The 24,758-nt window shown below is 64.8% G+C and carries 17 protein-coding genes; 9 read left to right on the forward strand and 8 right to left on the reverse strand.

Annotation, left to right across the window (positions count from 1 at the left end):
* Nucleotides 1-60 precede the first annotated feature (60 nt).
* From GEMMAAP_RS05915 to GEMMAAP_RS05935, 5 genes are all read right to left on the reverse strand, one after another.
* Nucleotides 61-2,043 carry a methyl-accepting chemotaxis protein gene (locus tag GEMMAAP_RS05915; protein WP_053334205.1) on the reverse strand — a complete coding sequence of 661 codons (1,983 nt, stop codon included), beginning with the start codon at nucleotides 2,041-2,043 and terminating at the stop codon, nucleotides 61-63.
* Nucleotides 2,044-2,072: 29 nt separating this feature from the next.
* Nucleotides 2,073-2,387 carry a cupredoxin domain-containing protein gene (locus tag GEMMAAP_RS05920; RefSeq protein ID WP_026849840.1) on the reverse strand — a complete coding sequence of 105 codons (315 nt, stop codon included), beginning with the start codon at nucleotides 2,385-2,387 and terminating at the stop codon, nucleotides 2,073-2,075.
* A gap of 235 nt (nucleotides 2,388-2,622) precedes the next feature.
* Nucleotides 2,623-3,627: a photosynthetic reaction center cytochrome PufC gene (gene pufC / locus GEMMAAP_RS05925; protein ID WP_053334203.1), complete on the reverse strand. Its 1,005-nt coding sequence runs from the start codon at nucleotides 3,625-3,627 to the stop codon at nucleotides 2,623-2,625.
* 205 nt (nucleotides 3,628-3,832) lie between these two features.
* Nucleotides 3,833-5,149: an APC family permease gene (locus tag GEMMAAP_RS05930; protein WP_026849839.1), complete on the reverse strand. Its 1,317-nt coding sequence runs from the start codon at nucleotides 5,147-5,149 to the stop codon at nucleotides 3,833-3,835.
* Between the two features lie 3 nt (nucleotides 5,150-5,152).
* On the reverse strand, nucleotides 5,153-7,192 hold the full coding sequence (locus GEMMAAP_RS05935) for a sodium-translocating pyrophosphatase (RefSeq protein WP_026849838.1): 2,040 nt from the start codon (nucleotides 7,190-7,192) through the stop codon (nucleotides 5,153-5,155).
* A 262-nt stretch (nucleotides 7,193-7,454) separates the two neighbouring features.
* Between GEMMAAP_RS05935 and GEMMAAP_RS05940 the strand changes: the two genes are divergently transcribed.
* Together GEMMAAP_RS05940 and GEMMAAP_RS05945 are read left to right on the forward strand one after the other, a co-directional pair.
* Nucleotides 7,455-9,326, forward strand: coding sequence for a Xaa-Pro dipeptidyl-peptidase (locus GEMMAAP_RS05940; RefSeq protein ID WP_026849837.1), 1,872 nt, complete (start codon nucleotides 7,455-7,457; stop codon nucleotides 9,324-9,326).
* Between the two features lie 32 nt (nucleotides 9,327-9,358).
* A complete protein-coding gene (locus GEMMAAP_RS05945) occupies nucleotides 9,359-11,278 on the forward strand; it encodes a glycoside hydrolase family 3 protein (RefSeq protein WP_026849836.1) in 1,920 nt (639 codons plus the stop codon).
* Nucleotides 11,279-11,290: 12 nt separating this feature from the next.
* Here GEMMAAP_RS05945 and GEMMAAP_RS05950 read toward each other — a convergent pair whose 3' ends face one another.
* On the reverse strand, nucleotides 11,291-12,244 hold the full coding sequence (locus GEMMAAP_RS05950; RefSeq protein WP_043581023.1) for an alpha/beta fold hydrolase: 954 nt from the start codon (nucleotides 12,242-12,244) through the stop codon (nucleotides 11,291-11,293).
* Nucleotides 12,245-12,391: 147 nt separating this feature from the next.
* Here GEMMAAP_RS05950 and GEMMAAP_RS05955 point away from each other — a divergent pair, with 147 nt between their 5' ends.
* Nucleotides 12,392-12,775, forward strand: a complete 384-nt coding sequence (locus GEMMAAP_RS05955) for a hypothetical protein (protein ID WP_026849834.1) — start codon at nucleotides 12,392-12,394, stop codon at nucleotides 12,773-12,775.
* On the opposite strand, the gene GEMMAAP_RS05960 is transcribed toward GEMMAAP_RS05955, so the two are convergent.
* Both GEMMAAP_RS05960 and GEMMAAP_RS05965 read right to left on the reverse strand, forming a co-directional pair.
* On the reverse strand, nucleotides 12,753-13,823 hold the full coding sequence (locus GEMMAAP_RS05960) for a zinc ribbon domain-containing protein (protein ID WP_043581019.1): 1,071 nt from the start codon (nucleotides 13,821-13,823) through the stop codon (nucleotides 12,753-12,755). The genes GEMMAAP_RS05955 and GEMMAAP_RS05960 overlap by 23 nt on opposite strands.
* A gap of 3 nt (nucleotides 13,824-13,826) precedes the next feature.
* Complete coding sequence (locus tag GEMMAAP_RS05965) at nucleotides 13,827-14,567, reverse strand: alpha/beta fold hydrolase (RefSeq protein WP_075071447.1); 741 nt, start codon at nucleotides 14,565-14,567, stop codon at nucleotides 13,827-13,829.
* Nucleotides 14,568-14,706: 139 nt separating this feature from the next.
* Between GEMMAAP_RS05965 and GEMMAAP_RS20285 the strand changes: the two genes are divergently transcribed.
* Genes GEMMAAP_RS20285 through GEMMAAP_RS06000 form a run of 6 tightly spaced genes read left to right on the forward strand, consistent with a single transcriptional unit; the run spans nucleotide 14,707 to nucleotide 24,753 of the window.
* Nucleotides 14,707-15,540 (forward strand): FHA domain-containing protein, encoded by an 834-nt coding sequence (locus GEMMAAP_RS20285; protein ID WP_145979023.1) that lies wholly within the window; start codon nucleotides 14,707-14,709, stop codon nucleotides 15,538-15,540.
* 3 nt (nucleotides 15,541-15,543) lie between these two features.
* Complete coding sequence (locus tag GEMMAAP_RS19955) at nucleotides 15,544-18,114, forward strand: RCC1 domain-containing protein (protein ID WP_053334201.1); 2,571 nt, start codon at nucleotides 15,544-15,546, stop codon at nucleotides 18,112-18,114.
* Entirely contained in the window at nucleotides 18,114-21,248 is a 3,135-nt protein-coding gene (locus GEMMAAP_RS05985; RefSeq protein WP_075071448.1) for an Ig-like domain-containing protein, read from the forward strand. The genes GEMMAAP_RS19955 and GEMMAAP_RS05985 overlap by 1 nt, the downstream gene beginning before the upstream one ends.
* 28 nt (nucleotides 21,249-21,276) lie before the next feature.
* Nucleotides 21,277-21,969, forward strand: coding sequence for an Ig-like domain-containing protein (locus GEMMAAP_RS05990; protein ID WP_082821102.1), 693 nt, complete (start codon nucleotides 21,277-21,279; stop codon nucleotides 21,967-21,969).
* The gene (locus tag GEMMAAP_RS05995) at nucleotides 21,966-23,609 is read left to right on the forward strand and encodes an Ig-like domain-containing protein (protein ID WP_026850235.1); all 1,644 of its coding nucleotides are present in this window, start codon (nucleotides 21,966-21,968) and stop codon (nucleotides 23,607-23,609) included. The genes GEMMAAP_RS05990 and GEMMAAP_RS05995 overlap by 4 nt, the downstream gene beginning before the upstream one ends.
* A gap of 37 nt (nucleotides 23,610-23,646) precedes the next feature.
* Nucleotides 23,647-24,753, forward strand: coding sequence for a tetratricopeptide repeat protein (locus tag GEMMAAP_RS06000; RefSeq protein ID WP_158514751.1), 1,107 nt, complete (start codon nucleotides 23,647-23,649; stop codon nucleotides 24,751-24,753).
* The last annotated feature ends 5 nt before the right edge of the window (nucleotides 24,754-24,758 follow it).

The following is a 24,758-nucleotide window of genomic DNA, read 5'->3' on the forward strand; positions in this document are numbered from 1 at the left end:
ACGCGTGTGCCCTCTCGTCCGCTCCACTCGAGTGGTGCTGGACAGACGGCCACCGCCGCATCAGGCCGCGCGCGGCAGGGGCGTAGCCCAGCGCGGTTCGTCGAGCACAAACTGCGCCACCATATTCTGCAGCCGCTGCGCCTGACCGGCCAATTCCTGCGAACTGGCGGAGGTCTCTTCGGCGCTGGCCGCCACGCCTTGCGTGGTGGACTGCATCGAACCGATCGACGTATCTATCTCCCGAACGCTGGCCAACTGCGCCTGCGTGGCATCGGCCACGTCCTTGAGCACCTTCGACACCCGATCGACGCGCTGATCGATCTCCTGCAGCTTGCCTGCGGCCGCCACGGCCAGTTGGGCACCGCTCGTGGTGTGCGCGAGCTGGGCTTCGATCAATGCCGACGTGTCCTTGGCGGCGCTGGCCGCCCGCATGGCGAGCGTTCGCACCTCGTCGGCCACCACGGCAAAGCCGCGTCCGGCGTCTCCCGCGCGCGCTGCTTCAACGGCGGCGTTCAGCGCGAGCAGATTGGTTTGGAAGGCAATCTCATCGATCGTGCGAATGATCCGCGCGGTATCGCTGCTGGCGGTCTTGATGCGCTCCACCGCGTCCCGCAGCCGATGCATCTCCGCCATCCCTTCGGTGGCGCTCTGCCGTGCTTCGTCAGCCAGTGCATTGGCGGTGGTCACATGCTGCGCGTTGCGGTCGGCTGTTCCACCAAGCTCCGTGACCGAGGCGCCAATCTGCTCAAGCCCTGCGGCCTGCGAACTCGCCCCCTGGGCAACACTCTCGCTCGCACTGGCAATCTCCGAACTCGCGGACGTGACTTCGGCGGACGCGTTGCGGGCTTCTGTCATGGTCCGATTCAGTGCGTCGGCCGCACGATTGAAGGCTTCCTTCACCTGTGCGTGATCACCGACATAGCCGCCCTTGACGCGGACCGTCAAATCGCCGTCAGCCAGGCGGGAGAGCACCTGCGCTGTTTCGGTCGCCGGCGCCGTGGTGGCATCGAGCGTGGCATTCACCCCTTCCAGCAGGGTGGCAAACGCCCCCTGGAAACGACTGGCGTTGGCGCGCGCGGTCAGATGACCAGACCGTGCTGATGCCGTGAGTTGATCGGCTTCCGCCAATAGCGTCCGAATGGATGACACGGAGGACGCGAAGGCCGCGGACGTGGCGGTGCAGGCGTCTACCATGCAGTCGAGCGTGTCCGCCAGCATGCCAATTTCATCGTGACGCGCCAGGCGTAACGGTGGCAAAGTGGCCACCGATGCTTCGGTCAGTTCGCCTTCCGCCATCCGGGTGCCGACTTCGGCCAGCGGGGCCAGCACCTGCGTCCGCACGGCTTCCGCCCGCGTGACGACTTGCTGAATGGTGCTGCCGATGGCGCGCACCCGCACGTAGCCTACCCCAAGAATGAGCACCCCGGCAATAACCAGGGTGAGTGACGACATGACGAAGGCGCGGGCGGATTCAGCTTCGATACCTTTCGATGCCGCCACCACTTGCAACTCAGCGATGGATAGGAGTTCGCCCACGAGTGTTTCGTAATGCTCCTGTGCCGGCGTGTACTCCCGGAAATAGAGCGCTGTCGCGGAATCACCAGACCCACTGGCCACCAGCTCCAGGATCGTGGTGCCGAGCGGTTGCAGGCTCGTGGAATCGGCGGCATTCAACTGCAAGAGCACATCATGCAGTGCGGCAGATTTCCCGAGGCTATCCAACTGCGCATACACCGCGCGGGTCGAATCGTAGGCCTCGACCCGCTGCATTGACTGAACAGCAATCTGCTCGGAGTTCAACAGCATGGACTTCGTCGCCGCGTCCTCTTCGCGAAGGAACCCGAAGGCACGAAGCGCCAATTCCTTTACCTGGCGGGCTCGTAGGAGCTCACCCGTGAGTGCAGACTGCTGTTGCTTGGATCGGAAGGCCAGGCCAGTGCCCACCACGACCAGTGGAATGAGCAGGGCGGCAAAGAGTACGATGATACCAGACGCCAGCGTACGTGGACGCAGGCGCTGCCGGAATTGTGCCAAGGAGATCATGGTCCCGCGGGTTAACGTGACGGGATCAACTACTTGGTCACAGTGACTTTGACCTTCATGGCCGGATGAAAGGCGCACCGCACATCAAACGAGCCGGTCTTGGTAAACGCGACTTCGTGATTGGCGCCCGGCTTCATGGCCACCACGTTGAACGCGAACCCGGGGGCCGCGCTGAAGACGTTGTGGGTTACATCATCATCATTGTTGAAGACGAGCTTCTCGCCAACCTTGACCGTGACTTCGCTCTGGGAAAATTTCTTCCCCTTCTGGCCAACGACGACAGGGGCGAGGGGCGCGACGATGAGCGCAACCGCGAGCGGGGCAAACAAAAGACGAGCAGACATGAGAGAGTCTCTCCGGCAACGTCGGTCACGCAGGGAGGCGGCGAGTCCGACAACGATTCTACAGTGCTGGGCACGCAGGCCCACTGGAAAAACGGCGTCGTCTCTTCCAGTTCCTGTTATCGTCCTGTCCCGCTCCGGTCTTGAGTTCCGGATTACGCGCGTCGCGGTTGTTACAGACGAAACCGCATGCCCGGGTGTGAGTACAACGTTGCCGTTCGCCAGTCACACGACAGCGCTACTGTCCTTCGGTCGGGATGACCATCGGGACAGGAAATGCCCGGCCGTTCCAGACGGCACGTCCCCACAACGCCGGATACTCCACCGTGAGCTGGCGGCCGAACAGCGGCTTGTAGTTGCCATTGTGGCACGTGATGCACTGCGCTTTCGGTGCATCGCCCATGGCGCCGAGGCGATGGGCGGGCAGGACGGTGTTGAGGGGAGCGAGGTAGTTGGAATTGACGTCGCGGAGCATCTGAATGCCGGCGTATGCCACTACTCGCTGCGGCGGTGCCTCACGCCAACTGGCAAACTGCCGCGTATTATGGCAGTAGGTGCAGTTGACCCCCAGTGATCGTGACTGGGAAATCATGAGTGCGTAGGTCCACTCCGCCTGCTTCACCGAACTGCGGTTTGCCATGCCCGGTGCGACCGCCTGCGTCATGACCCGGGCGCCGTCACGATCGAGATAATGCCGCAGATAATCGTTGGGGCTGTTGTAGAACCACAGGCCATTCGGCAGGGCCTTCCCCAGGTGGCAGGTGTAGCACGTGACGCCGGTGTTCTTCACGTGACTGGCATAGGTGCCATTGATGGTGCGCACCATCTGCAGCATGCGTCGCGCTGTCAGCTTGCGGTACAGCGGCTCCCCGGTCGCCGTGGTATCCGACCAGGGCTGATCCACCCAATGGCAGAAGGCACAATTGCCTTGGGACCCACCAACCCACAGGGCCATGGCATCCATGGTTCTCAGGAGTTCAACGACGGAAACATCGGTGAGCACCTGAACATTCTGCCACGGCAAGGGCCCGGCGGGCATCGGATCCGCCGGTGGAGCGGGCGCGGGTAACGTTGTCGCGACGGCGCGGTAGCGCTCCAGTGTTGCATCCCGACGATACACCTGCGTCATGGCCGTGCCGCGATACCCCACCTGCACGGTATCTACCCGCTGCTCACCAACACATGCGCTGAGCAAAACCGCGCTTGCCAACCACAGGCCGGGCCGATTTATCGGGAGCGCCATAATACGTCCATCGTACGAGGAAGACATCCGCGCACTGCGGCGTCGCATTGCTGACTGGAACATGCATCGGCTTGCGCTCAGCCGCAAATATCCGTTGCTCGCACAGTTTCGACGGCACATGATCCCCACGCAACAGAGCGCACCACGCGGTAGCGTGGTGCGCTCTGCGGTTACCTGACGTTCCCTTCATGCAGCAACACCCTGCTCAGCGAGCGGCGTTCCCGGAGACCTTGGTCGCCACTGCAAAAAATGTGGACGCTACCACCAGTGTTGCGACAAGCACGATCCACTCGGCTTGAGTAATGCTTGTCAGCAGCCAGGCAATGAGTCCAATGGTAATGAATGGCACGAGCGGGCCACCCGGCACCGAGAAGGGGACGGCGCCGTCCTGCCGAATGCCGCGCTTGCGCAGCATAAAGGTGGCCGCGGCACATCCGGCATAGAGCAGCAGGGCCGCCAGATTGGAAATGACCGCCAGCTGCTCAAACGAATTGAAGACAGCCAGTGAGCCCACCAGGAAGGTTTGCAGCACAATGGCCACGTGCGGCGTGCGATACTCCGGATGCACCGAGCCTACCACCTTGGGCAGCAGGCCATCTTCGGCGAACCGGAACAGCGCGCGCGGCACCGCCAGCGTCATTCCGCTCACGTACCCGAACATCGAGATGGAGGCGCCAATCAGCAGCAGCAACCGGCCCGGCGTACCAAGGAATGATTCCGCGGCAAACGCGAGCGGCGCCGCGGTACTGGTGGCCAGCGAATCACCAAGCAGACCAGCCGCCACGAGATGCACAGCGAGATAGAGCAGTGTCACGCCAATCATGGCGATGGCGAGCGCCCGTGGCACCGTACGCGCGGGGTCCCGTACTTCACCGCTGGGCACGAGTGCCGTTTCTACCCCGCTGAAGGCAAACACCAGTACAATGGCCGCACGCGCGAGGCTGGACGGCCCCGGCATCTCGGTGATCGCGAGATTCTCCGGCTGGATGAAGAACACGCCAATGGCTACGAAGGCAATGAGTGGCAGCAGCTTGGCGATGGAGGCCACCACAATGAGCTTCGTGCCTTGTTCAACGCCGCGAATGTTCACGAGCGCCAACACAATGAACATGGCCACGATCACCGGCACGCGCAGCGACGGCATGTTGAACAGCGCGCCCAATCCTTCGGCGAACGCACTCGACACACCCGCTACGGCGGTGGTACCAAGCATCCACAACAACACACCGGCGAGGAAGCCCACATAGCGGCCAAAGACCGCCTCCACGTAGGCGTATGGGCCACCGGTGAGCGTGATGCGACTGCCCGCTTCGGCGAAGCACAATACCACGAACCCCATGACGGCCGCGCAGATGAGATACACGAACGGCGCCGCGGGACCGGCCGCAGCGGCGGCTCCGGCAGGAAGGCGGAAGATGCCGCCACCCACGGTGACGTTGAAGATGCTGGCCGCGAGGGCCCAAACGCCAACCGCGCGGACCAGTTCTGGTCCGCGCGGTGACGTTGCTGTCGTTGAAGTCACGTATTACGCCTTGGTGAGCAACGGAATGAGCAGCAGTGCCACGATGTTGATGATCTTGATGAGCGGGTTGATGGCCGGACCCGCCGTGTCCTTATACGGATCGCCCACCGTGTCGCCGGTCACGGCGGCCTTGTGGGCTTCGCTGCCCTTGCCGCCGTGGTGTCCTTCTTCGATGTACTTCTTGGCGTTGTCCCACGCGCCGCCGCCCGTGCACATCGAGATGGCCACGAAGAGGCCCGTCACGATCGTTCCCATGAGCAGACCGCCGAGCGCCGCGCCACCGAGCACCACGCCCACGATGATCGGAATCACCAGGGGCAGCAGCGACGGAAGGATCATCTCGCGAATGGCGGCCTTGGTGAGCAGGTCCACCGCGCGATCGTACTGCGGCTTCTGCGTCCCCTTCATGATGCCCGGCAGTTCGCGGAACTGACGACGCACTTCCTGCACGACCGCACCGGCCGCGCGACCCACGGCCTGCATGGCCGCGGCGCCGAACAGATACGGAATCATGCCGCCAATGAGCAGGCCGATCACGACCTTGGGATCGTCGATCGAGAAGTTCACCGGCCCGCCCAGATGTTCGCCGAGCTTGCTGCTGTAATCGGCGAAAAGCACGAGCGCCGCGAGACCGGCCGAGCCGATCGCGTAGCCCTTCGTGACGGCCTTCGTGGTGTTACCCACCGCGTCGAGCGCGTCGGTGATCTTGCGGATTTCCGGACCAAGATGGCTCATCTCGGCAATACCACCGGCATTGTCGGTGATGGGGCCGTAGGCGTCGAGTGCGACGATCACACCGGCCATGGAGAGCATGGAGGTGGCCGCAATCGCGATCCCGTACAAGCCAGCGATTTCAAAGCAGAAGTAGATCGCCGCCGCCACGACCAACACCGGCGCTGCCGTCGACTTCATGGAGACCGCCAAGCCGGCAATCACGTTCGTACCGTGACCGGTCTCGGACGCCTTCGCGATCTGACGCACCGGGCCGTACTCCGTGGCCGTGTAGTACTCGGTGATCACTACCAGCGCTGCGGTGAGGGCCAGGCCGATCATCGCGCAGATGAACAGGTTCGTCCCCAGTTCACCCGGGAACATGGCCTGCGTCACGAAGAAGAACGCGATGGCCGCCAGCACACCGGCGACGATCAGCCCACGATAGAGCGCGTTCATGATCTTGCCGCCCGGCTTCACGCTCACGAAGAACGTGCCGATGATCGAGGCCGGAATGGAGACAGCGCCAAGCACCAGCGGATACATGACCCCGGTGTTGCCGTAAGTGGCGAAGCCGAGGCCGGCCACGAGCATCGCCGCAATGACCGTCACGGCGTACGTCTCGAAGAGGTCGGCCGCCATGCCGGCGCAGTCACCCACGTTGTCACCGACGTTGTCGGCGATCACGGCGGGGTTACGCGGATCGTCTTCGGGAATGCCCGCTTCGACCTTGCCCACCAGGTCGGCGCCGACATCAGCCCCCTTCGTGAAGATGCCGCCGCCCAGTCGCGCGAAGATGGAGATGAGCGACGACCCGAAGGCCAGGCCGATCATCGGTTCGAGCGCCGCCTTGACTGCCGCTTCACCGGTGTTGTTCCCGATGACGACCATGTAGAAGCCGGCCACACCGAGGAGACCGAGGCCGACCACCAGCATACCGGTGATAGCGCCGCCCTTGAAGGAAATGTTGAGCGCGGCGTTGAGACCGATCGTGGCCGCCTGCGCCGTGCGCGAGTTGGCGCGCACCGATACGAACATGCCGATGAAACCGGCCGCGCCGGAGAGCACCGCGCCAATCGCAAAGCCGATGGCAGTCATCCAACTGCCTAGGCCAGCGCCGACGGCGACGAAGAGGACGGCACCAACCAGGGCGATGGTGGTGTATTGACGCTTGAGGTAGGCGTCCGCGCCAACCTGAATGGCGCCAGCGATCTCCTGCATGCGCTCATTGCCGGCAGGCTGGGCAATGATCCAGCGCGCCGAAACAATGCCATACACAATGGCGATTGCGGCGCAGCCAAGCGCGAGGATGAGGGCGTACTGCTCGAGCACGTAGGGGAGGGTGGAGGGAAAGGGAGCGCGCCCCGGCGAGCGGGGCGATTCGGGGATATCCTGTGGAAAATCACCGTCTGAGCCGGATGTTGCCAGTAGCCAACACTATATGGAGGCAATCCGGAGCCGGAAGAGGGCTCCCCGTGGGCAGGGACGTGACCGAACCCGATGGGGGAGACGTTAGATTTGCCCCGTCAGCGTCAGCTCCCGGTGCCCCCGGACGGGCCGGCGCCCCGAACCTCCCCCCCGTTCCTCCCCGTCGATGCACATCCCACCGCGCGTCACCGTCGCACCGGCCCTGCTGGTCCTCGGCCTGTTTTCAGCGTGCCGGCCCGCTCAGACCCCTGGCAGCGGCACGGTTGCTGCCGCTGCGGTACCGGCCCTGTATGTCATTGCCGATGGGCAATCTCAGGTGGTGCCGGCCTTCGCCGACACGACCGCCTGGATTCGCGAGCGGCTCTGGGTAGAGACGGAGTTCGACTCCGACTACGACGGCAAGCGCGATCGGGTGCACGTGGATGTGACCCGGCCCGGCCCCACGGCCACCGGGCTCAAGGTGCCCGTGGTCTACGAAACCAGCCCGTACTTTGCCGGCACTGATCCCGACGATGGCATTTTCTGGCCGGTCAAGCAGGAGCTCGGCGATAGTGCTCCCACCCGCAAGCTGGGCAAGGGCGCCACGTTCAATCCGAATCGAACCCGCATTTCCAATTCGCAGATCCGAAACTGGGTCCCGCGCGGCTTTGCCGTGGTGCACTCGGAGTCGCCGGGGACTGGGCTGAGCCAGGGGTGTGTCACCATTGGTGGCATGAACGAATCGCTGGCCCCCAAGGCGGTCATCGACTGGCTGAACGGGCGCGCCAAGGGCTTTACTACCATAGACGGCACCACCGAAGTGAAGGCTGCCTGGGCGACCGGCAAGGTGGGCATGACGGGGACCTCGTTCAATGGCACCTTGCCGGTGGCTGTGGCCACCACGGGCGTGAAGGGGCTCGAGGCCATTATTCCGGTGTCACCCAACAACTCGTACTACCGCTACTACCGGTCCAATGGCCTCGTGCGCAGCCCGGGCGGGTACCTGGGCGAAGATGTGGACGTGCTGTACGACTATGTGCAGAGCGGCAAGACGGACACGCGCGCCCTGTGTCATCAGAAGGTTCGCGCCGACATCATCTGGAAGGGATTGGATCGGCGGACCGGCGACTTGAGCGACTTCTGGACCAAGCGGGATTACATCGAGCAGGCCAAGGGCATTCGCGCCGCCATGCTCACGGCGCACGGCTTCAACGACTGGAACGTGATGCCGTCGCACACGACGATCATGGCCGACGCGGTGCGGGCCAACGGCGTTCCGGTGCAGATGTACTTTCATCAGGGCGGCCACGGCGGCGAACCACCCCTTGGCATGATGAACAGGTGGTTTACCCGGTACCTGTTGGGTGTACAGAACGGGGTGGAGCAGGACCCGCGCTCGTTCGTGGTCCGAGAGGGCGCTTCACGCCAGAGCCCCACGGCCTATGCCGCGTATCCGCATCCCGAGTCGCAGCCGGTAGCGCTGTTCCCGCTCAAGGGAGGCGGACAGGTCGGTACCCTCGGGTTTGACAAGCGGACCGGGCAGGGCACCGAGTCGCTGACCGACGATGTCAACCAGAGTGGCGCGCAGCTCGCGCTCGCCACGTCGTCCGCGCATCGGCTGCTCTACGCCACGCCGGAGCTCAAGGCGCCGGTCCACCTCAGCGGTACGGCGCGGATCAGCATCCGGGTGGCCTCCAGCAAAGCTGCCGCCAACCTGTCGGTGTGGCTGGTGGAGTTGCCCTGGCCTGCCAATACGCGTGGCGCGATGGATCCCAACGGCATCATCACGCGCGGCTGGGCCGACCCGCAGAACGCCAAGTCGCTGCGCACGAGCGAACCGCTGGTCCCCGGTCAGCCGGTCACGGTCACCTTCGACCTCGAACCGGATGATCAGATTGTGCCAGCCGGCAAGCGCATTGGCCTGATGATTTTCTCCAGCGACAAGGATTTCACGCTGTGGCCGGCGCCCGGCACCGTCCTTACGGTGGATCTCGATGGCACCTCATTGGTACTTCCCGTGGTCGGTGGCTCGGCGGCGCTGATGCGGGCGCTGCCGTAGTGCGCACTTCCTCTTTCTCGGGCCACATTGCCATGGCGAAGGGCTGGCTTGTTCCACTCAGTACGGTGTTGGCTGTCGGCTGTGTTGCCGCCGCGCGACCCCGCCCCATTCCGACCGTCAGTACGCCGGGCACGGCAGCGGCCACTACGTCGATTTCTACTTCGCCAGCATCGCCGACGCGCGGGGCATCGTCACGCCGCGCGCTCTCGCGTGAAGCGTGGGCCGACTCCGTGCTCGGGGCGCTCACCATGCGTCAGAAAGTGGCGCAAATGGTGTGGGTGTGGACACTGGGCGACTATACCGCCGTGGATGCGCCCGGCTACTTGGCCATCGAGAAGCAGATTTCGGAGCTTGAGCTTGGCGGCATCATCGTGTCGGTGGGTGGACCGATGGACATCGCGACCAAGGTGAACGCGTTACAGCGTTCCGCCAAACTCCCGCTGCTGGTGGGCGCCGACCTTGAAACCGGCGCGGCGTTTCGCGCGCGCGGCGGCTGGTTTCTGCCCAACGCCATTGAGCTGGGCGGTGCCACCTCGTTCCCGTATCAGATGGGCATAGGCGCCACGCGCGACCCCAAGCTGGCATATGAAATGGGGCGGGTGACGGCACAAGAAGGGCGCGCCATGGGCATCCATATGGCCTTCGCGCCGGTGCTTGACGTCAACAATAATCCCAAGAATCCGGTCATCAGCGCTCGTTCGTTTGGCGAAGATGCCTCGCTGGTTGCCGAAATGGGTACGGCTCTGGTGCGCGGCATTCAGGAGCATGGCATGCTGGCCACCGGCAAACACTTTCCCGGGCATGGCGACACTGAACAGAACTCACACCTGGAGTTGTCGCGCGTGAATGTGTCGCGCGCTCGACTCGACAGTGTAGAGCTCAAGCCGTTTCAGGCTGCCATTGATGCCGGCCTGCGCGGGATGATGACCTTTCACGGCGATCTGCCGGCGCTGGATACCACGCACACCGCCGCCACGTTGAGTGTGAAGGTCATGACCGACCTGCTCAGGACGCAAATGAAGTTCAACGGACTGCTGGTCACCGATGCCCTCGACATGAACGGGGTGTTGGGTGGGGTTACCATGGGCGAAGCCACCATTCGCGCCGTGGAAGCCGGCAACGATGTCCTGCTCATGCCTACCGATGCGAAAGTATCGATTGAGGCGGTCGTGGAAGCGGTGGCCAAGGGGCGCCTGTCGGAAGCCCGCATCGATGCGTCCGTGAAGAAATTGCTTATGGCCAAGCACGAGTTTGGTCTGCATACCGCGCGGTACGTGGACCTTGAGGCGGTACGGAGCACGGTTGGCTCTGCAGCCAATCAGGCCGCGGCTCGTGAGGCCGCGGCGAAGGCCATCACGCTGGTGCGGGACACGCTCTCGCTGGTGCCTTTCAAGCTGCCGCGCCAGGCCAAGGTGGTCAGCATTACCGTGTCATCGCGCGTGGATCTGAGCGCGGGACGCGGCTTTGACGCTGAGTTGCGCAGCGCGTTTCCCAACCTGCTGTCGCTCACACTCACACCGGAAGTCGTGGCCGAAGCCACGGCCGGCGCGGCGGCGGGGAACGCCGGTGGTTATCGCATCACGCCTGACCCCACCATTCTCCCGGCCTCGGCGGAGAATGCGCTGGCCATTGCCCGCGGGGCGGATGTGGTGCTGGTGTCGAGCTACATCGGTGCGGCGACCAATACCGCTTCGATGGTGCCAACCCAAGGCCTGCCAGAACTGCTCACCGCGTTACGTGACGCCAATACCAAGGTGGTGCTGGTGAGCTTCAATAATCCGTACCTGCAGCTTGGCCTACCGCTCACGGAAGCGCATCTCATTGCGTGGAGTCCGTGGACGAGCGCACAGCGCGCCGCCGCGCGCGCGTTGCTGGGCCGGGCGCCTATCACCGGGAAACTGCCCATCACGCTGCCCGGCGTCGCATCGTTCGGGGCCGGACTCGTGCGATAAACTGTCCGGCGGCTACTCGAGCTCCAGTTCAAGTTGGGCCGGTACCGCCTGCGTCCGTCGTACCTTGGCGGCGCGCACCAGTTGCTCCATGATGTCCACAATGGCTTCCGGCTGCTCTTCATGGAGCATGGTTCCGGCGTGCCTGATCGTATCGACTGCGAAAAGCCGTACGGAGCGGCGTAGCATATCAATCTGGACCAGTGTGGGAGAGCTGGGGGTTGGTGTATCTCCCAGCAGGAGACGGACCGGGGCGGCAACGAGCGGCAGACGGGTGGCAATGGAGATGCGTTCGCTGGCGCCGGCCATGGCTCGCAACGAACGGAACACACCGCGCAGATCCCGTTCCAACGGATTGACGTAGGCCTGCACCACGCTGTCGGTCATCCACGCTGTGTTGGCGCTCTGCGCTTTCATGGAGGCGATGAACCGTCGACGCGCCAAACCACGTCCCAGTCGATTGTCGAGTAATGGCGCCACAGCAAGTGCCAGTTTCAACATTTTGGTGCCTTGCTGATCCACGGGGCCTCCCGCGATCGACACAACCCCGCCCACTTGCTCCGGCGCGATAGCCGCCATGTGCATGGCAATGGTGGCGCTCGTCCCGATCGCGGCGATCACCACTGGGGCGCCCGGCGTATCGCTGCGAAGTACCTGCAACAGCCGGACCGCCTGTTGCCCGAGGGAGTAGTCGGCAGAATCGGGACGGCTGGAGGCGCCCATGCCCAACGGATCAACGATCCGAACGGCATACCCCCGTGACGCCATGTGCGCCGCGAGGTGGCGCATGCTGTGCATGGACCCCACCGGCCCCGGGATCAGCAGGATGGCGGGTTGCCCCGGTACACTGGGCGGGCCCAGCGCCAGTACCGCCAACGATTCTCGCGGGGCCACCGCACGCCGATCCACCCGTCCCACGGTCGGATCGGTGGGAGGGAAGACAATGCTCAACGTTACGGAGAGCACCATCAGAAGATACGTCGCCAGCGGCATGCAGTAGATTACCCGTTATCGGTCTCAGTGCACTACCGCGGGCGTCACACCTCTGCAACGGTGTTCCATCAGATTGATACCGACGATGCCATCTGTCCCCGAACTTCTATTCCGAGTACGATCATGCCATCACGATGGATTCTGCCAGTTGCCGCCGTCGCCAGCGTTGCTGCCCTTGCCTCAAACAGCCTGGTGGCCCAGCGCGTGGCCACTGACCTCACCGGCAACTGGAGTTTTCAGGTCGTCACGGAAAACGGCACCGGAACCCCTACGGTGACCATGACGCAGAAGGGTGACTCGCTGTCCGGTACCTACGAATCTGCACGGATGGGGGCGCTCCCTTTCAAGGGGACGGTGAAAGACAAGAGTTTCACCTTTGCCGTGAACACCAGCGGCGGGGCAACGCTCACCTTCAACGGCACGATTGTCGACAACGATACGGTGAAGGGCGACGTGGACTTTGGTGGTCAGGGCGGCGCGACATTCACCGGGGCGCGGAAGAAATAGTCTCATTGTCGTGCGTGGCCGTGGTACCGCACTGCGGGCAATACGGGTAGAACGCATTCTTTTTCGATGTGCACGTGGTGCACGAATCGAACAACCGTAGCCCGCAGTGCACACAAAAGTTGGCGGGACCGTTGGGGCCTTTGGTAATGGCGCGCTCACACCCGGGACAGACGCCCCCATCAATCCGTTTCACGGCGTCTTCATACGGCATCGCCCGTCGCCGTTCCGCTTCGCTCCGCTGTTCCACCCGCTGGCGCTCCGCCAGGTAGCGACGCATGGCGCGAATGATGTACACGCCCACGACGGCCGACGCGAGAATACCCACCCCATAGCGCACATAGCCGCCGTAGCTCGGCAGGTACGGAACCAGCTCCACGAAGAACGCAAAGACGGCGAAGAGGACGAAGCCGCGGAGCAGCGGCCAGTAGTCACTCTTGCGTTTGCGTGCGACCAGCCATCCGGCCACCAACAGCAGTGGCAGCGTGAGTGCCAGACGTATGCCGAACGTGCGAAGCTCCTGCTGCAATCGCGACCGCTCAAACGGTGCCCGCGCGGCCAGGTCCAGCTCCACTTCCTGCTCGCGCACGAATTCCTGCGCCTGACTGATCGCCAGCAGCGTGGCATCCAGTCGCTCCACCACCGACTCCGCAGTGCGTTCCACGGCTTTGAGGGAATCGAGAGCGCGGGTGCGCGATACCACTTCCGGATCCTGCTGCGGATCCGTGGTGGCCGTACGGGTGGCAATCCAATTGTTGAACTGCTCCTGCTGCGCACTGTACGCATTGCGGGCAACCGCGTGGTCCTGAATGGCGCGATCGCGCAGATCCTGCGTGCGTTTATTCTCCCCCAGCAGGGAATCCCGTCTGGCACGCAGCGGGGCCGCGCGCACCGGATCGACAAAGTCGGTAAGCGACAGCGTGGTGTCCACGCCGGGCAATTCACCCACGATTTTTCCGCCCAGGCCAATGAGGAACCCCGAGAAGACCAGGGAGACCACCCACATGGCAATGGCAAAGAGCCGCTCGGGGACCCGCAGGAAACGGAACATCGATCAGACTCCAGCCGTGAGTTGTGCCGTCAGATCACTGACCTCGCGCGCCACCACGGCGAGGTCCACCTTTTCAATGGGATGCGGTATGTCCGGCAACAACGAGGCGCGGGCCCGCGGCAAATGCGACGCGGCGGTTGTCGCGTCTTCGAGTGAAACACTGTCGTCGCGGCCGCCCACCAGCAGATGTACCGGGCAATGCACCGCACCCAAGGTCTCGCGCGTCAGCAACGGTTGCTCGCCCAGTTCGCACAACATGGACGCGGTACGCTCCAGCAACAGTTCCCACCCGCCGGCGTGCATATGCCGTGCCGCCAACAGCTCGGCATACGCCGGCACCTTGGCGCGGATCACCTCACTGTTCAATCGCGCGGCGGCCTGCTGCGCAATGGTTGGTGTCCAGTGCAACATGGTGCCCAACGTGACAATGCCACCAATGGTGCCTGGGGCCAAATGTTCCAGCAGCAAGGCAACGTATCCCCCCATGGAGTAGCCAAACACCACCGGGCGAACCAGCGCCTTCGCGTGAACGTATTCCTGCAGCGCCATGGCAAACGTACGCATGGAGAAAAGAAGGCCAGCCGGTAATTCGGTTCGACCATGCCCGGGCAATTCCAGGTTCAGAACTGAGGCATATTGCCGCTGGGCCTGCAACGCCTCGGCAACGGGGCGCATCTGCTCGGCGCTGCCCAGCGCGCCGTGCAGTACGATCACCGACGGAACAAGCGGTTGAGGGGAAGTCATGCGGCAGAGATACCGCCCCGGCTACCGGTTTCGCCAGCCAGCCCGGCCAGCCGGTGCGCTGACTCCGGGGGCGAGGTTGTGTAGATTGTCCCTGTGATCCCACGCCGAGTGATTGTCCACCTGCGTCCGTGAATCCCGCATGACCCCCGAGCTTTCGACTCTGCTGGCCATCCTGGCGGCGGGGATGGTCATCATTGCGGGCGGCGTGTACTGGTGGATCAGCCGAACGCCCACGATTGAGCGACTCCCCGATGAGCCGCTGCCTCTCTTTGGTGGGCTGACCCCAGAGGAGCGGATGAGGTCGCCTTCGGCCGCCGCCGCCGCGGTGACGGCACAGGCAGCCGAACCCCGTCCGAGGACGCCACGCCCTGAGCCACCGCAGCCCCAACGGCCTGCAGTGCCTGCCGCGCCTGCTGCGTCGGCTCCTGTCCCTCCAGCCGACGTGCTCACGCGTTCCACGCCAGTGATACGCGAGTTCGTCACTGGGGCGCCGGCACCGTCATCGCCGTCCGCGGCAGCTGCTCCAGGCGCGTCGGTGCCGAGGGCGCCCAGCGAGGGGGTGGTGAGCAGTGCTGGTGTACCGGGGACCATGGTGGAGGGGCACGCGCTCCGCTTCAGTGTGCCCGCCGAAGGCACGCTTCAGTTTCTCCCCGGGCGACTCGAAATAGGCGCCGGGCTCGACGCCGGGCGTGAAATTCGCTTCGTGCGGGTCGACGGCCCCAACGGCATCGAAGTGACCTTCGGACGGGCTGAGGGCGAGTTGTACCGGCACATTCAGTTGCGCGACAAGACCGTGAGTCGGTCGCACGCGCGCCTGCAGTGGCGGGATCAGGTGTGGTATCTGCAGAACCTGTCACACACCAATCCGGTTGTGCATAACGGAGTGGAAATGGCCGGCGATGCGGTGCAGCCTCTGGCCGACGGTGACTCCCTGGAGATGGGCGAAGTGCTGTTCACGTTCCGGAGTCGCTGAGGCATGGAGCCGCAACACGAAGCACAGGATGTCGGCGACCTGGCCGACGAATACACGTTGCTCGGTGAACTGGGGCGCGGCGGCAATGCCATTGTGTACAAGGCCCGTGATCGTGCGCTCTTTCGCGACGTCGCCATCAAGGTGGTCCGGCCGCGATTCGCCGCCACCGCCGACGAAGCGATTGCGCGTCTCGAACGCGAGGCCCGAACGGTTGCACGGCTGCAGCATCCCAACATCGTCACCGTGTATGCCGTCAAGCGTCTCAACGACGGCGGCCTGGCGCTGGTCATGCAACTGGTGCCCGGGCGTACCCTCAAGCAGGCCATACAGGATGATGGCCCCTTTGAGCCGGAGCGGGCGGAACGGGTCATCAAGGACATTGCGGAAGCGCTGGCATTCGCTCACGCCAATGGCGTGGTCCACCGGGATGTGAAGCCGGAGAATGTCTTCATGGACTCGGTGAGTGGCCGCGCCCTCCTCAGCGACTTCGGCATCGCCCACAACAACGAGTTCGATTCGCGTCTCACCATGACGGGATCGGCAATCGGGACGCCTGCGTACATGGCGCCGGAGCAGATTGACGGTGCGCCCGCCAACGCGCGCTCCGATCTGTACAGCCTCGGACTGGTGGCGTGGGAGATGCTTTCGGGCGAACGGCCGTGGGCCGGTGATGCGCTGTACAACGTGATCTACAAGCAGAAGCACGAAGAGTTGCCGGCGATTGACTCCCTGCGTCCCGGTGCGGTCCCCGCCCGTCTGCAATACATCGTCGAACGGATGCTGCAAAAGCGCCCCGGTGCCCGATGGGCCGGCGCCGACGGGTTGCTGGCCGCGCTGAACGCCTGGGTTGTCCCCAGCGATTGGAAGCAGTGGGAAGAGTCGCACAAGCGGCGCCGCGACCGGGAAAAAGCTGCGCCCAAAATGCCGGTGAGGCGCGGTGACGCCAGCGAGGACGCGACGGTGCGATTTGCCCGTCCCACGTCCGGCGTGTCGCCCGCCGTCGTTCCCGAAGCGGACGTGGCGCTGCTCAAGGTGCCCACCGCGCCGTCGGTGCCCGTGGTGGATGACGACGCCGCGCCTTCGTGGGCCACGGACGCCGACGCCTCTTCAACTGGCCGTCGGTCCCGCTGGGTAGCCGTGGTCGCTCTGCTGGGGATCACCCTCGCCGGAGCCGCCTATGCCATGTACATGCGGCAGATGGGGCCCTTTGCGACGGTGTCGGGCAATGCGCTGGCCATGACCGACGCCGCGACCGTGGAACTGCCGATTGTCAGTGATACCGCGCAGAGCGCGCCGTCGGTGCCAGTACCCACGTCGATGCCGACCGATAGCGGTGTCGCCGCTGCCGCTGCCGCCGATTCACAAGTGGTGGCCCAACGTCGGATCGACTCGCTTCGCGTTGACTCACTGGTTGCGGTGGCCCGCCGGGCAGAGCGTCGCGCGGCGCGGGCGGCCATTGGCGTTGCTCCACCAGCCGAAGCACGAGTGGCGGTTGCCGCGCCCACGGTGCGCGCCACCGACGACCCCGGAATCATCGCGGCAGGGGGGCGTCATTCGTGTGCGCTGGTGTCCTCCCGCGTTTTGTGTTGGGGGGCCAACGACCGCGGGCAGTTGGGTGACGGTGACGCCGAAGCGCGGAGCACCCCCGCGCCGATTGTGGGCGACCTCGAGTTTGTGCAGGTCACCACGGGACTTTCGCACAGTTGTGGCGTGGCCCGTGGGGGTGATGCGTATTGCTGGGGCGCCGATGATCGCGGGCAACTTGGCGACGCCACGTTTACCTCACGGTCCGCACCGGTCCGCGTGGCTGGCAACCAGACCTTTCGGTTGCTGCGGGCGGGGCAATACCACACGTGCGGGCTGACGACCGCCGGCGACGTGCTCTGCTGGGGCGCCAATGCCAACGGCCAACTCGGCGACGGGGGTACCAGCAATCGCTCGTCGCCGGTGTCGGTTGGCGGTGGGCTGCGCTTCGTGTCGTTGTCAGCTGGATGGAATCACAGCTGCGCCATTGCCTACGACGGGAAGGCGTATTGCTGGGGGGCCAACGCCAGCGGACAGCTGGGCAACGGCACCCGGACCGATACCCGCACGCCAACGGCGGTGAGCGCAGAGCAACGCTTTACCAGTATGGCGGCTGGTGCCACCCACACGTGTGCCACCGCCGATGGTGGAGAGACGTTCTGCTGGGGACGGAACAGCTACGGGCAATTGGGCACCGGTGGGACCGGCGATCAGGCCGTGCCAGCGCCCGTGTTCGGTGGTACGCGTTTCGCATCAGTGACCGTGGGCGGTGTGCATTCCTGCGGGCGCACACGCAGTGGCCAGGTCTTCTGCTGGGGGCGCAACGTGTACGGACAATTAGGGGACGGCACCAACGCCACGCGCGATGTCCCAACGCGGGTGGCGGGGAGTACGACATTCTCAGCGGTGCATGCCAGTGGTGCGCATACCTGTGCCACCGGCGGTGAAGACACGCTGTGGTGCTGGGGATTCAATGTGGAGGGGCAGTTGGGTGACGGCACGCGCAATCACCTGTCGCGCCCCACCCGTGTCGTGATGCCGGCCCGGTGATGCGCCGTGTTGCCACGCGCCTCCGGCGTGGGCTGGTGTACGTTGCCGCGCTATGGGCGACAACCGCCTGCGCGGGGCTCTCGGAGATCACGGAGCCCAAGCCGCTCCTTGAACCAGTGGGATCGGTGAGTGTGACGCCGACGACGGCATCTGTCGTGGAAGGCAATACGACGGTGCTGCAGGCGCAGGTGTTTGACGAATTGGGAGGGGCGCTGACCGGACGCCCCTTGTTCTGGTCGAGTAGTGACAGTACGGTCGCTCGTGTGGCGCCCAACGGCGAAGTCACTGCACTGCGTGTCGGCAACGCGCAGGTGGCGGTGACGGCCGACGGGAAGAGTGCCGTTGCCGCGATCACCGTCTCCCGACGGGCCGTGGCGAGTGTACAGCTGTCGCCGCCAAGTCCCACGCTGTTTGTGAATGGGACCTTGTTGTTGCAGGCCAGACCGCTGGATGATCGCGGACAGCCGCTGAGCGACCGCTCCATATCGTGGCAAAGCAGTGACCCACGCATTGCCATTGTCGATCTCGCCGGGGTGGTGACTGGCCTCGCCCCCGGGACGGCGACCATTACCGCCACCAGCGAACTGCGATCGGCAACGATCGGGGTGACCGTGGTGCCGGTCCCTACCGCGTCGGTGCAAGTCACACCCGGTCGAGACACGGTCATTGTCGGACAGTCCACGCAGCTCAGTGCCGTGGCACGTGATTCAGCGGGCAATGCGCTGGCTGAACGAAGTATTGGCTGGAGTACCAATGCCGGCACCATTGCGACCGTGTCATCCACAGGACTGGTGCTGGGAGTGGCCCCAGGGACGGTGATCGTCACGGCGTCGAATGGTGGGCGGAGCGGTACGGCCGTGCTTGATGTCCTGCCGCGTCCCGTTGGAGCGGTCATCGTGTCGCCGTCGCAATCCGTTCTCACGGTGGGCCAGACACTCCGGCTCACTGTCCAGGTGACCGACCAAAACGGAACGCTGCTTCTTGGCAGACCGGTTGTATACGAGAGCAGTAACCCTACGGTTGCGCGAGTGGCGGCTGACGGCACCGTGTCTGCTGCGGCGGCTGGTACGGCTGTCATAACCGCCGTGAGTGAGGGGCGAACAGGTACAGCCTCGGTGTCCGTGTCGCCGTCGCCGGTGGCCCTAGTGCGTGTCTCACCGGCCAGCGTGAACGTGCTGGCCGGTACCACGACTCGACTGACCGCTGATGCGCTGGATGCGTCAGGGGCCGTGCTGGCGCAACGGGCCGTGACGTGGCTGAGCGGAGCGCCCGCTTTCTTTTCTGTGCGGGCCGATGGCACGGTGACGGCGCTGAGTCCGGGCGCCGGCGTGGTGTTTGCGTCGGCCGAAGGGCGCATCGGAACGGCCGCAGTGGTGGTGCGCGGTGTGGCCGTCAATGCGGTGGTGCTTTCCCCGGCCGCTCCCGCGCTGTTTGTGGGCGATCTCCGCGACTTCACCGTAGCCGTACGTGATGTCAATGGCGCCGAGATCAGTGGGCGTGTGGTACAATGGGCCACGAGTGATCCAACCGTCGCGGTGGTGTCGAGTACTGGACGCGTGCGCGCGGTGGCACCAGGGACCGCCGTCATCAGCGCCACCGTTGACGGCGTTGCCGGGACGACCTCCGTCGTCGTGAGCGCGCTGCCGGTCGCCACGGTCAGCGTGGCGCTCACCGCCTCGACCCTGTTGCCGGGGCAGACGACTACCGCCACCGTCGTGGTGCGCAGTGCAGGCGGTGACGTCTTGACCGGACGCGCGGTGACGTGGACGAGTCTGACGCCGGCGGTGGCAACCGTTTCCGCCACCGGTACGGTCTCCGCCGTGGCGAATGGCACTGCGGTGATTCGGGCGACGGTCGAGGGGGTGAGTGGGCAGGCCACACTTACCGTAAGCCCAACGCCTGTGGCGTCGGTCTCAGTATCGCTGGCAGCCAGCAGTCTTTTTGTCGGTCAGACCACGCAAGCGACGGCCGTCACGCGCAGTGCGGCCAACGAGGTGCTGAGCGGTCGCGCGACTGCGTGGAGCAGTTCGAATGCAGCGGTGGCGACGGTATCCGCGGCTGGCGTGGTGACCGCGCTGTTGCCAGGGAGCGCCACCATTACCGCGACGAGTGAAGGGCAAAGTGGCACCGTCGTGGTGACGGTCTCGCTGGTGCCGGTAAACAGCGTGACGGTGGCGTTGGCCGCCAGCACGATAACGGTGGGGAGCAGTACCCAGGCGACGGCCACCTTGCGCGACACGTCCAACGCCACACTGACCGGTCGTGTGGTGGCGTGGAGCAGCAGCAACAGCAGTGTGGCTACGGTCAGTGGCGGCGGCGTCGTGTCGGCGGTGGCTCCCGGAACGGCCAGTATCACGGCGACCAGTGAGGGAAAGAGCAATGCGGCCACGGTGACCGTCACGCTGGTGCCGGTGGACTCGGTGGAGGCGCGCCTGGCTGACTCCACCGTCACCGTAGGTAGCACGGTGCAAGGCACGGCCGTGCTCCGGGCGCTGGGCGGAGCCGTGCTCTCGGGTCGCCCCGTCACATGGGTGAGCAGCAACACGGCGGTCGCCACGGTGAACAGCAGCGGGTTGGTGTCTGCAGTGAGCCCCGGCTCCACCACCATTACGGCCACCAGTGAGGGGAAGAGTGATGCGGTGACATTGCTGGTGGCCGCCGTCCCGGTGGCGTCGGTCACGGTGACGCTCAATCCCGGCAGCATTCAGGTGGGGGCGACCTCCACCGGCAGCGCGGTGACACGCGACGCCAGCAACAACGTGCTGACAGGGCGCACGGTCACGTGGGCGAGCAGCAACACCGGCGTCGCCACGGTGAACAGCAGCGGTGTCGTGACCGGCGTCAGCGCCGGCACGGCGACCATTACGGCAACGAGTGAAGGGATCAACGGTACCGCGGATATCACCGTGACCGCGGTCCCCGTCGCCAGCGTGAATGTCACGCTCAATCCCACCAGCATCCAGGTGGGGGCGACCTCCTCCGGCAGCGCAGTCACACGCGACGCCAGCAACAACGTGCTCACGGGGCGCACCGTCACCTGGGCCAGCAGCAACACCGGCGTCGCCACGGTGAACAGCAGTGGTGAAGTGACGGGCGTGAAGCGCCGGCACGGCCACCATTACCGCGACGAGTGAAACGATCGACGGCACTGCCGACATAACCGTGACCGCCATTCCGGTGGACTCGGTCGAGGCCACGCTCGCCGACTCCACGATCGCGGTTGGACAAACCGTACAAGCGGCGGCCATCACGCGCGCCGCCGGCGGCGCCGTGCTCACCGGCCGCACCATCACCTGGGTCAGCAGCAACACCAGCGTGGCCACGGTCAACAGCAGCGGTCTCGTCACCGCACTCGACGTCGGCACAGTGACCATCACTGCGACGAGCGAAGGAAAGAGCGATGAGGTCACGCTGGCGGTTGCTGCAGCCGTTGGCGCCTCTGTGGCGGTCACACTGAATCCCCCCACGATTCAAGTGGGCGAGACTTCCATGGGCACCGCAATCACCCGTGACGCAGGCAACAGTATGCCCAGCGGGCGCGCGGTGAAGTGGCGCAGCGACGATACGGCCGTGGCTACCGTGTCCAATAGCGGCACCGTAACAGGCGTAGGTAGTGGCAGCGCTACCATCACCGCAAGCAGCCAGGGCGTGGATGGCCGTGCCGATATCACGGTCACGGCCACGTCAGTCGAAGTACTCGAGGTTGCGTACTCCGAACTCCGGATTCCAGTGGGGCCGTCCGGGGTGAGTCGCGCGGTCACTCAACGCGAAGACGCAGCGAGTCGAGAGGGTCGCCTTGATGCTCTGACTCCCATGTCGGTAGCGGTCCCACCCGGTGCGGTGAATCATCCATGACCATGCACCGCGCCATACGCCGTCACTACGGGGCCCTGTTCCGGGCCATTGCGACGGTGGCACTCCTCGTCGTGAGCCTGGCCCAATGCGGTGATAACACCGCAGTCACCGTGGACGTGGCCACGCTCGAGGTGACACCGGCAACCGCCATCGTACAAGGAGGAGGCACTCTCACCCTGGGAGTGCGTGCGCGTGACGCCAGCGGCTCTCCCATTGCCGCCCCGGTGCTCCGCTGGTCCACCAGCGACAACACCATCGCAACGGTGTCTGCGGCGGGTGTGATTACGGCGGCTGCGCCGGGTACGGCCCGCATTGCCGTTTCGAGCATGGGAAAGAGTGCCATCGCCACGATCATTGTGGCACCGCGTCCGGTGGCGTCACTGCTGATCACGCCGTCCCAGACGTCGGTACTGGTCTCCCGCACAACACAACTGTCGGCTCAAACGCTCGATGCCACCGGCACACTGCTGACTGGGCGGACGATCACCTGGTCCAGCAGTGATGTCACCGTGGCACGCGTGGATGGCGCTGGCATCGTGACGGGTGTGGCGCCGGGCGCCGCCACCATTATTGCCACGAGCGAAGGGCGCTCGGCACAGTCGGCCGTCACGGTGACGTTGCCGCCGGTCCAGTCAATCACGATCTCGCCGACGCGCGACACACTCGCCGTAACGGGCGGACGGCAATTCACCGCTGTCGTACGCAGTGCCGAGGGCACGGTACTCACCGGGCGGACCATTGCCTGGAGTTCCACCAACGTGGCGGTTGCGATTGTCTCCGCCACCGGAGCCGTTACGGCACTGACGCCAGGGACCGCAACCATCACCGCTACCAGCGAAGGGCGCAGCGCTTCGGCCACGCTGGTCGTGTTGGCGCGCCTGGCCAGTGCTGTCATCGTGACGCCCGGAGTTGCGTCGTTGATTGCCGGCACGACCCTCGCGCTGGCAACGCAAATCACCGACGATGCGGGCAATGTGCTGTCGGGACGACCGGTCACCTTCAGTAGTGAAGCGCCGGCCGTGGCCAGCGTTTCCACCGCTGGCGTGGTGACAGCGCTGACGCCGGGCACGACACGAATCGTGGTTTCAAGTGAAGGCAAGACAGGATTCTCCACGATTCAAGTGGTGCCGGTCCCAGTAGCCACACTGGAGCTGACTCCCACTACGGCGGCGCTCCTGATTGGCGAAACAGTGCCACTGGCCGCGACGACGCGTAGTCTGACGGGTGCCGTTCTCACGGGGCGCATCATTGAGTGGCGTACGGGCGCTCCCAATGTGGCGACCGTGTCGTCGTCCGGTGCCGTGACGGCCATCGCACCAGGAACGGCCATCATTCTGGCCACTGTAGAAGGCGTCAGCGCCACGGCGAGCATCAGCGTGCGGCAACCACCCGTCACGTCCGTCGTGATAACGCCTCCCACGGGGGACATCACGGTTGGCCAACAGCTTCAGCTGACGGCAACACCCCGAGGCACTGGGGGGACGATTCTCACGAATCGGGTCATCACGTGGAGCTCGTCCAATGAACAGGTGGCATTTGTGAGCAGCACCGGCCTTGCAGTTGGTGTGCGTGCAGGAACCGCGATCCTTACAGCTACTTCCGAGGGCGTCAGTGCCTCCATCACCATTACGGTACGCTGAGATGCTACGTGCGCGGCGCTCTGTGCGTGTTATTCCGATGGTCCTAGCAGTTTTCGGCCTGTTGGCGGTACTGGCGACCACCCCCGCCAACGCCCAGCAAAGCGCTGCGCCACGTCTTGCACCGAAACGTGCACTCACGGTTGGCCCGGCCCCCGGTTGTGCCATTCCGCCTTCCGGTCCGCCGGCGATCCGGCGTGACAACGCGGAAGCCCGTCGATTGGCGTTGGCCGGTCAGGAATCAGCGTTGATTGGCGATCAGGCCGCAGCGCGTGACGCCTTCGCACGGGCCGCAGTGCTCAACCCGGGCGACGAGCGCATCGCCTATGATCTGGCGCGGGCACACGAAGAACTTGTCGACTCCACCCGCGCCATCTCGGAATACTGCCGATACCTCACGCTGTCCCCCGGTGGACGAGAAGCCACCGACGTACGCGATCGACTCACACGGCTGGTTCCGGCCCTGTCACAACGCCAGGCCGCCGATGTGCAGGTTGCCTTTCGCCTCGGGCTCGCCCTCTTTGATGACGGGCGCTACGCCGCTGCCGAACGCGCCTTTGATGACGTGATCCGTGGTGCCAGAGAGTCGCCGGAAGGTTACTTCAATCGCGGACTGGCGAGAGCAGCCTCTGGCAATCGTTCGGTGGCCTTGCAGGACCTCGAGCAGTATCGAGTGAACGCCCCCAGTGTTGATGACCGCGTGGAAGTGGGACGGGCCATTGAAGTGCTGCGTCGGCCGGTCTACAGCACCGGTGGGGCGTTTGCGCGCTCGCTGTTGCCCGGCGTCGGGCAGCTGTACACCGGCCATACCACCCGCGGCATCATCACCATGCTTGGGGTGGGCGCCGGCGTTGCTGCCGCTGTCATGCAGCAGAGTACAACGGAAACGATTGCCTACACGGATCCCAACGGGGTACCGGCACCGTTCACCCGCACAACGCGCGAACGCGCCTACTTCATTCCTGGTGCGGGCGCGGCGGTTGGGTTCACGCTTATCGGGCTCATCGACGCGGTAGTCTCGGCTAATCGATCGCAGCGTGACGCCGATATTGTTGCCCGGTCCACGCGACGCACCGCGATTGCACCGGTGCTGCCGCGATCGTTCCGCGGAGAGGCCACCGGTGTGCAATTCTCGGTGCGCTTCTGATCACT

The sequence above is a fragment of the Gemmatimonas phototrophica genome (assembly GCF_000695095.2).
In the GTDB taxonomy this organism is placed as follows: domain Bacteria; phylum Gemmatimonadota; class Gemmatimonadetes; order Gemmatimonadales; family Gemmatimonadaceae; genus Gemmatimonas; species Gemmatimonas phototrophica.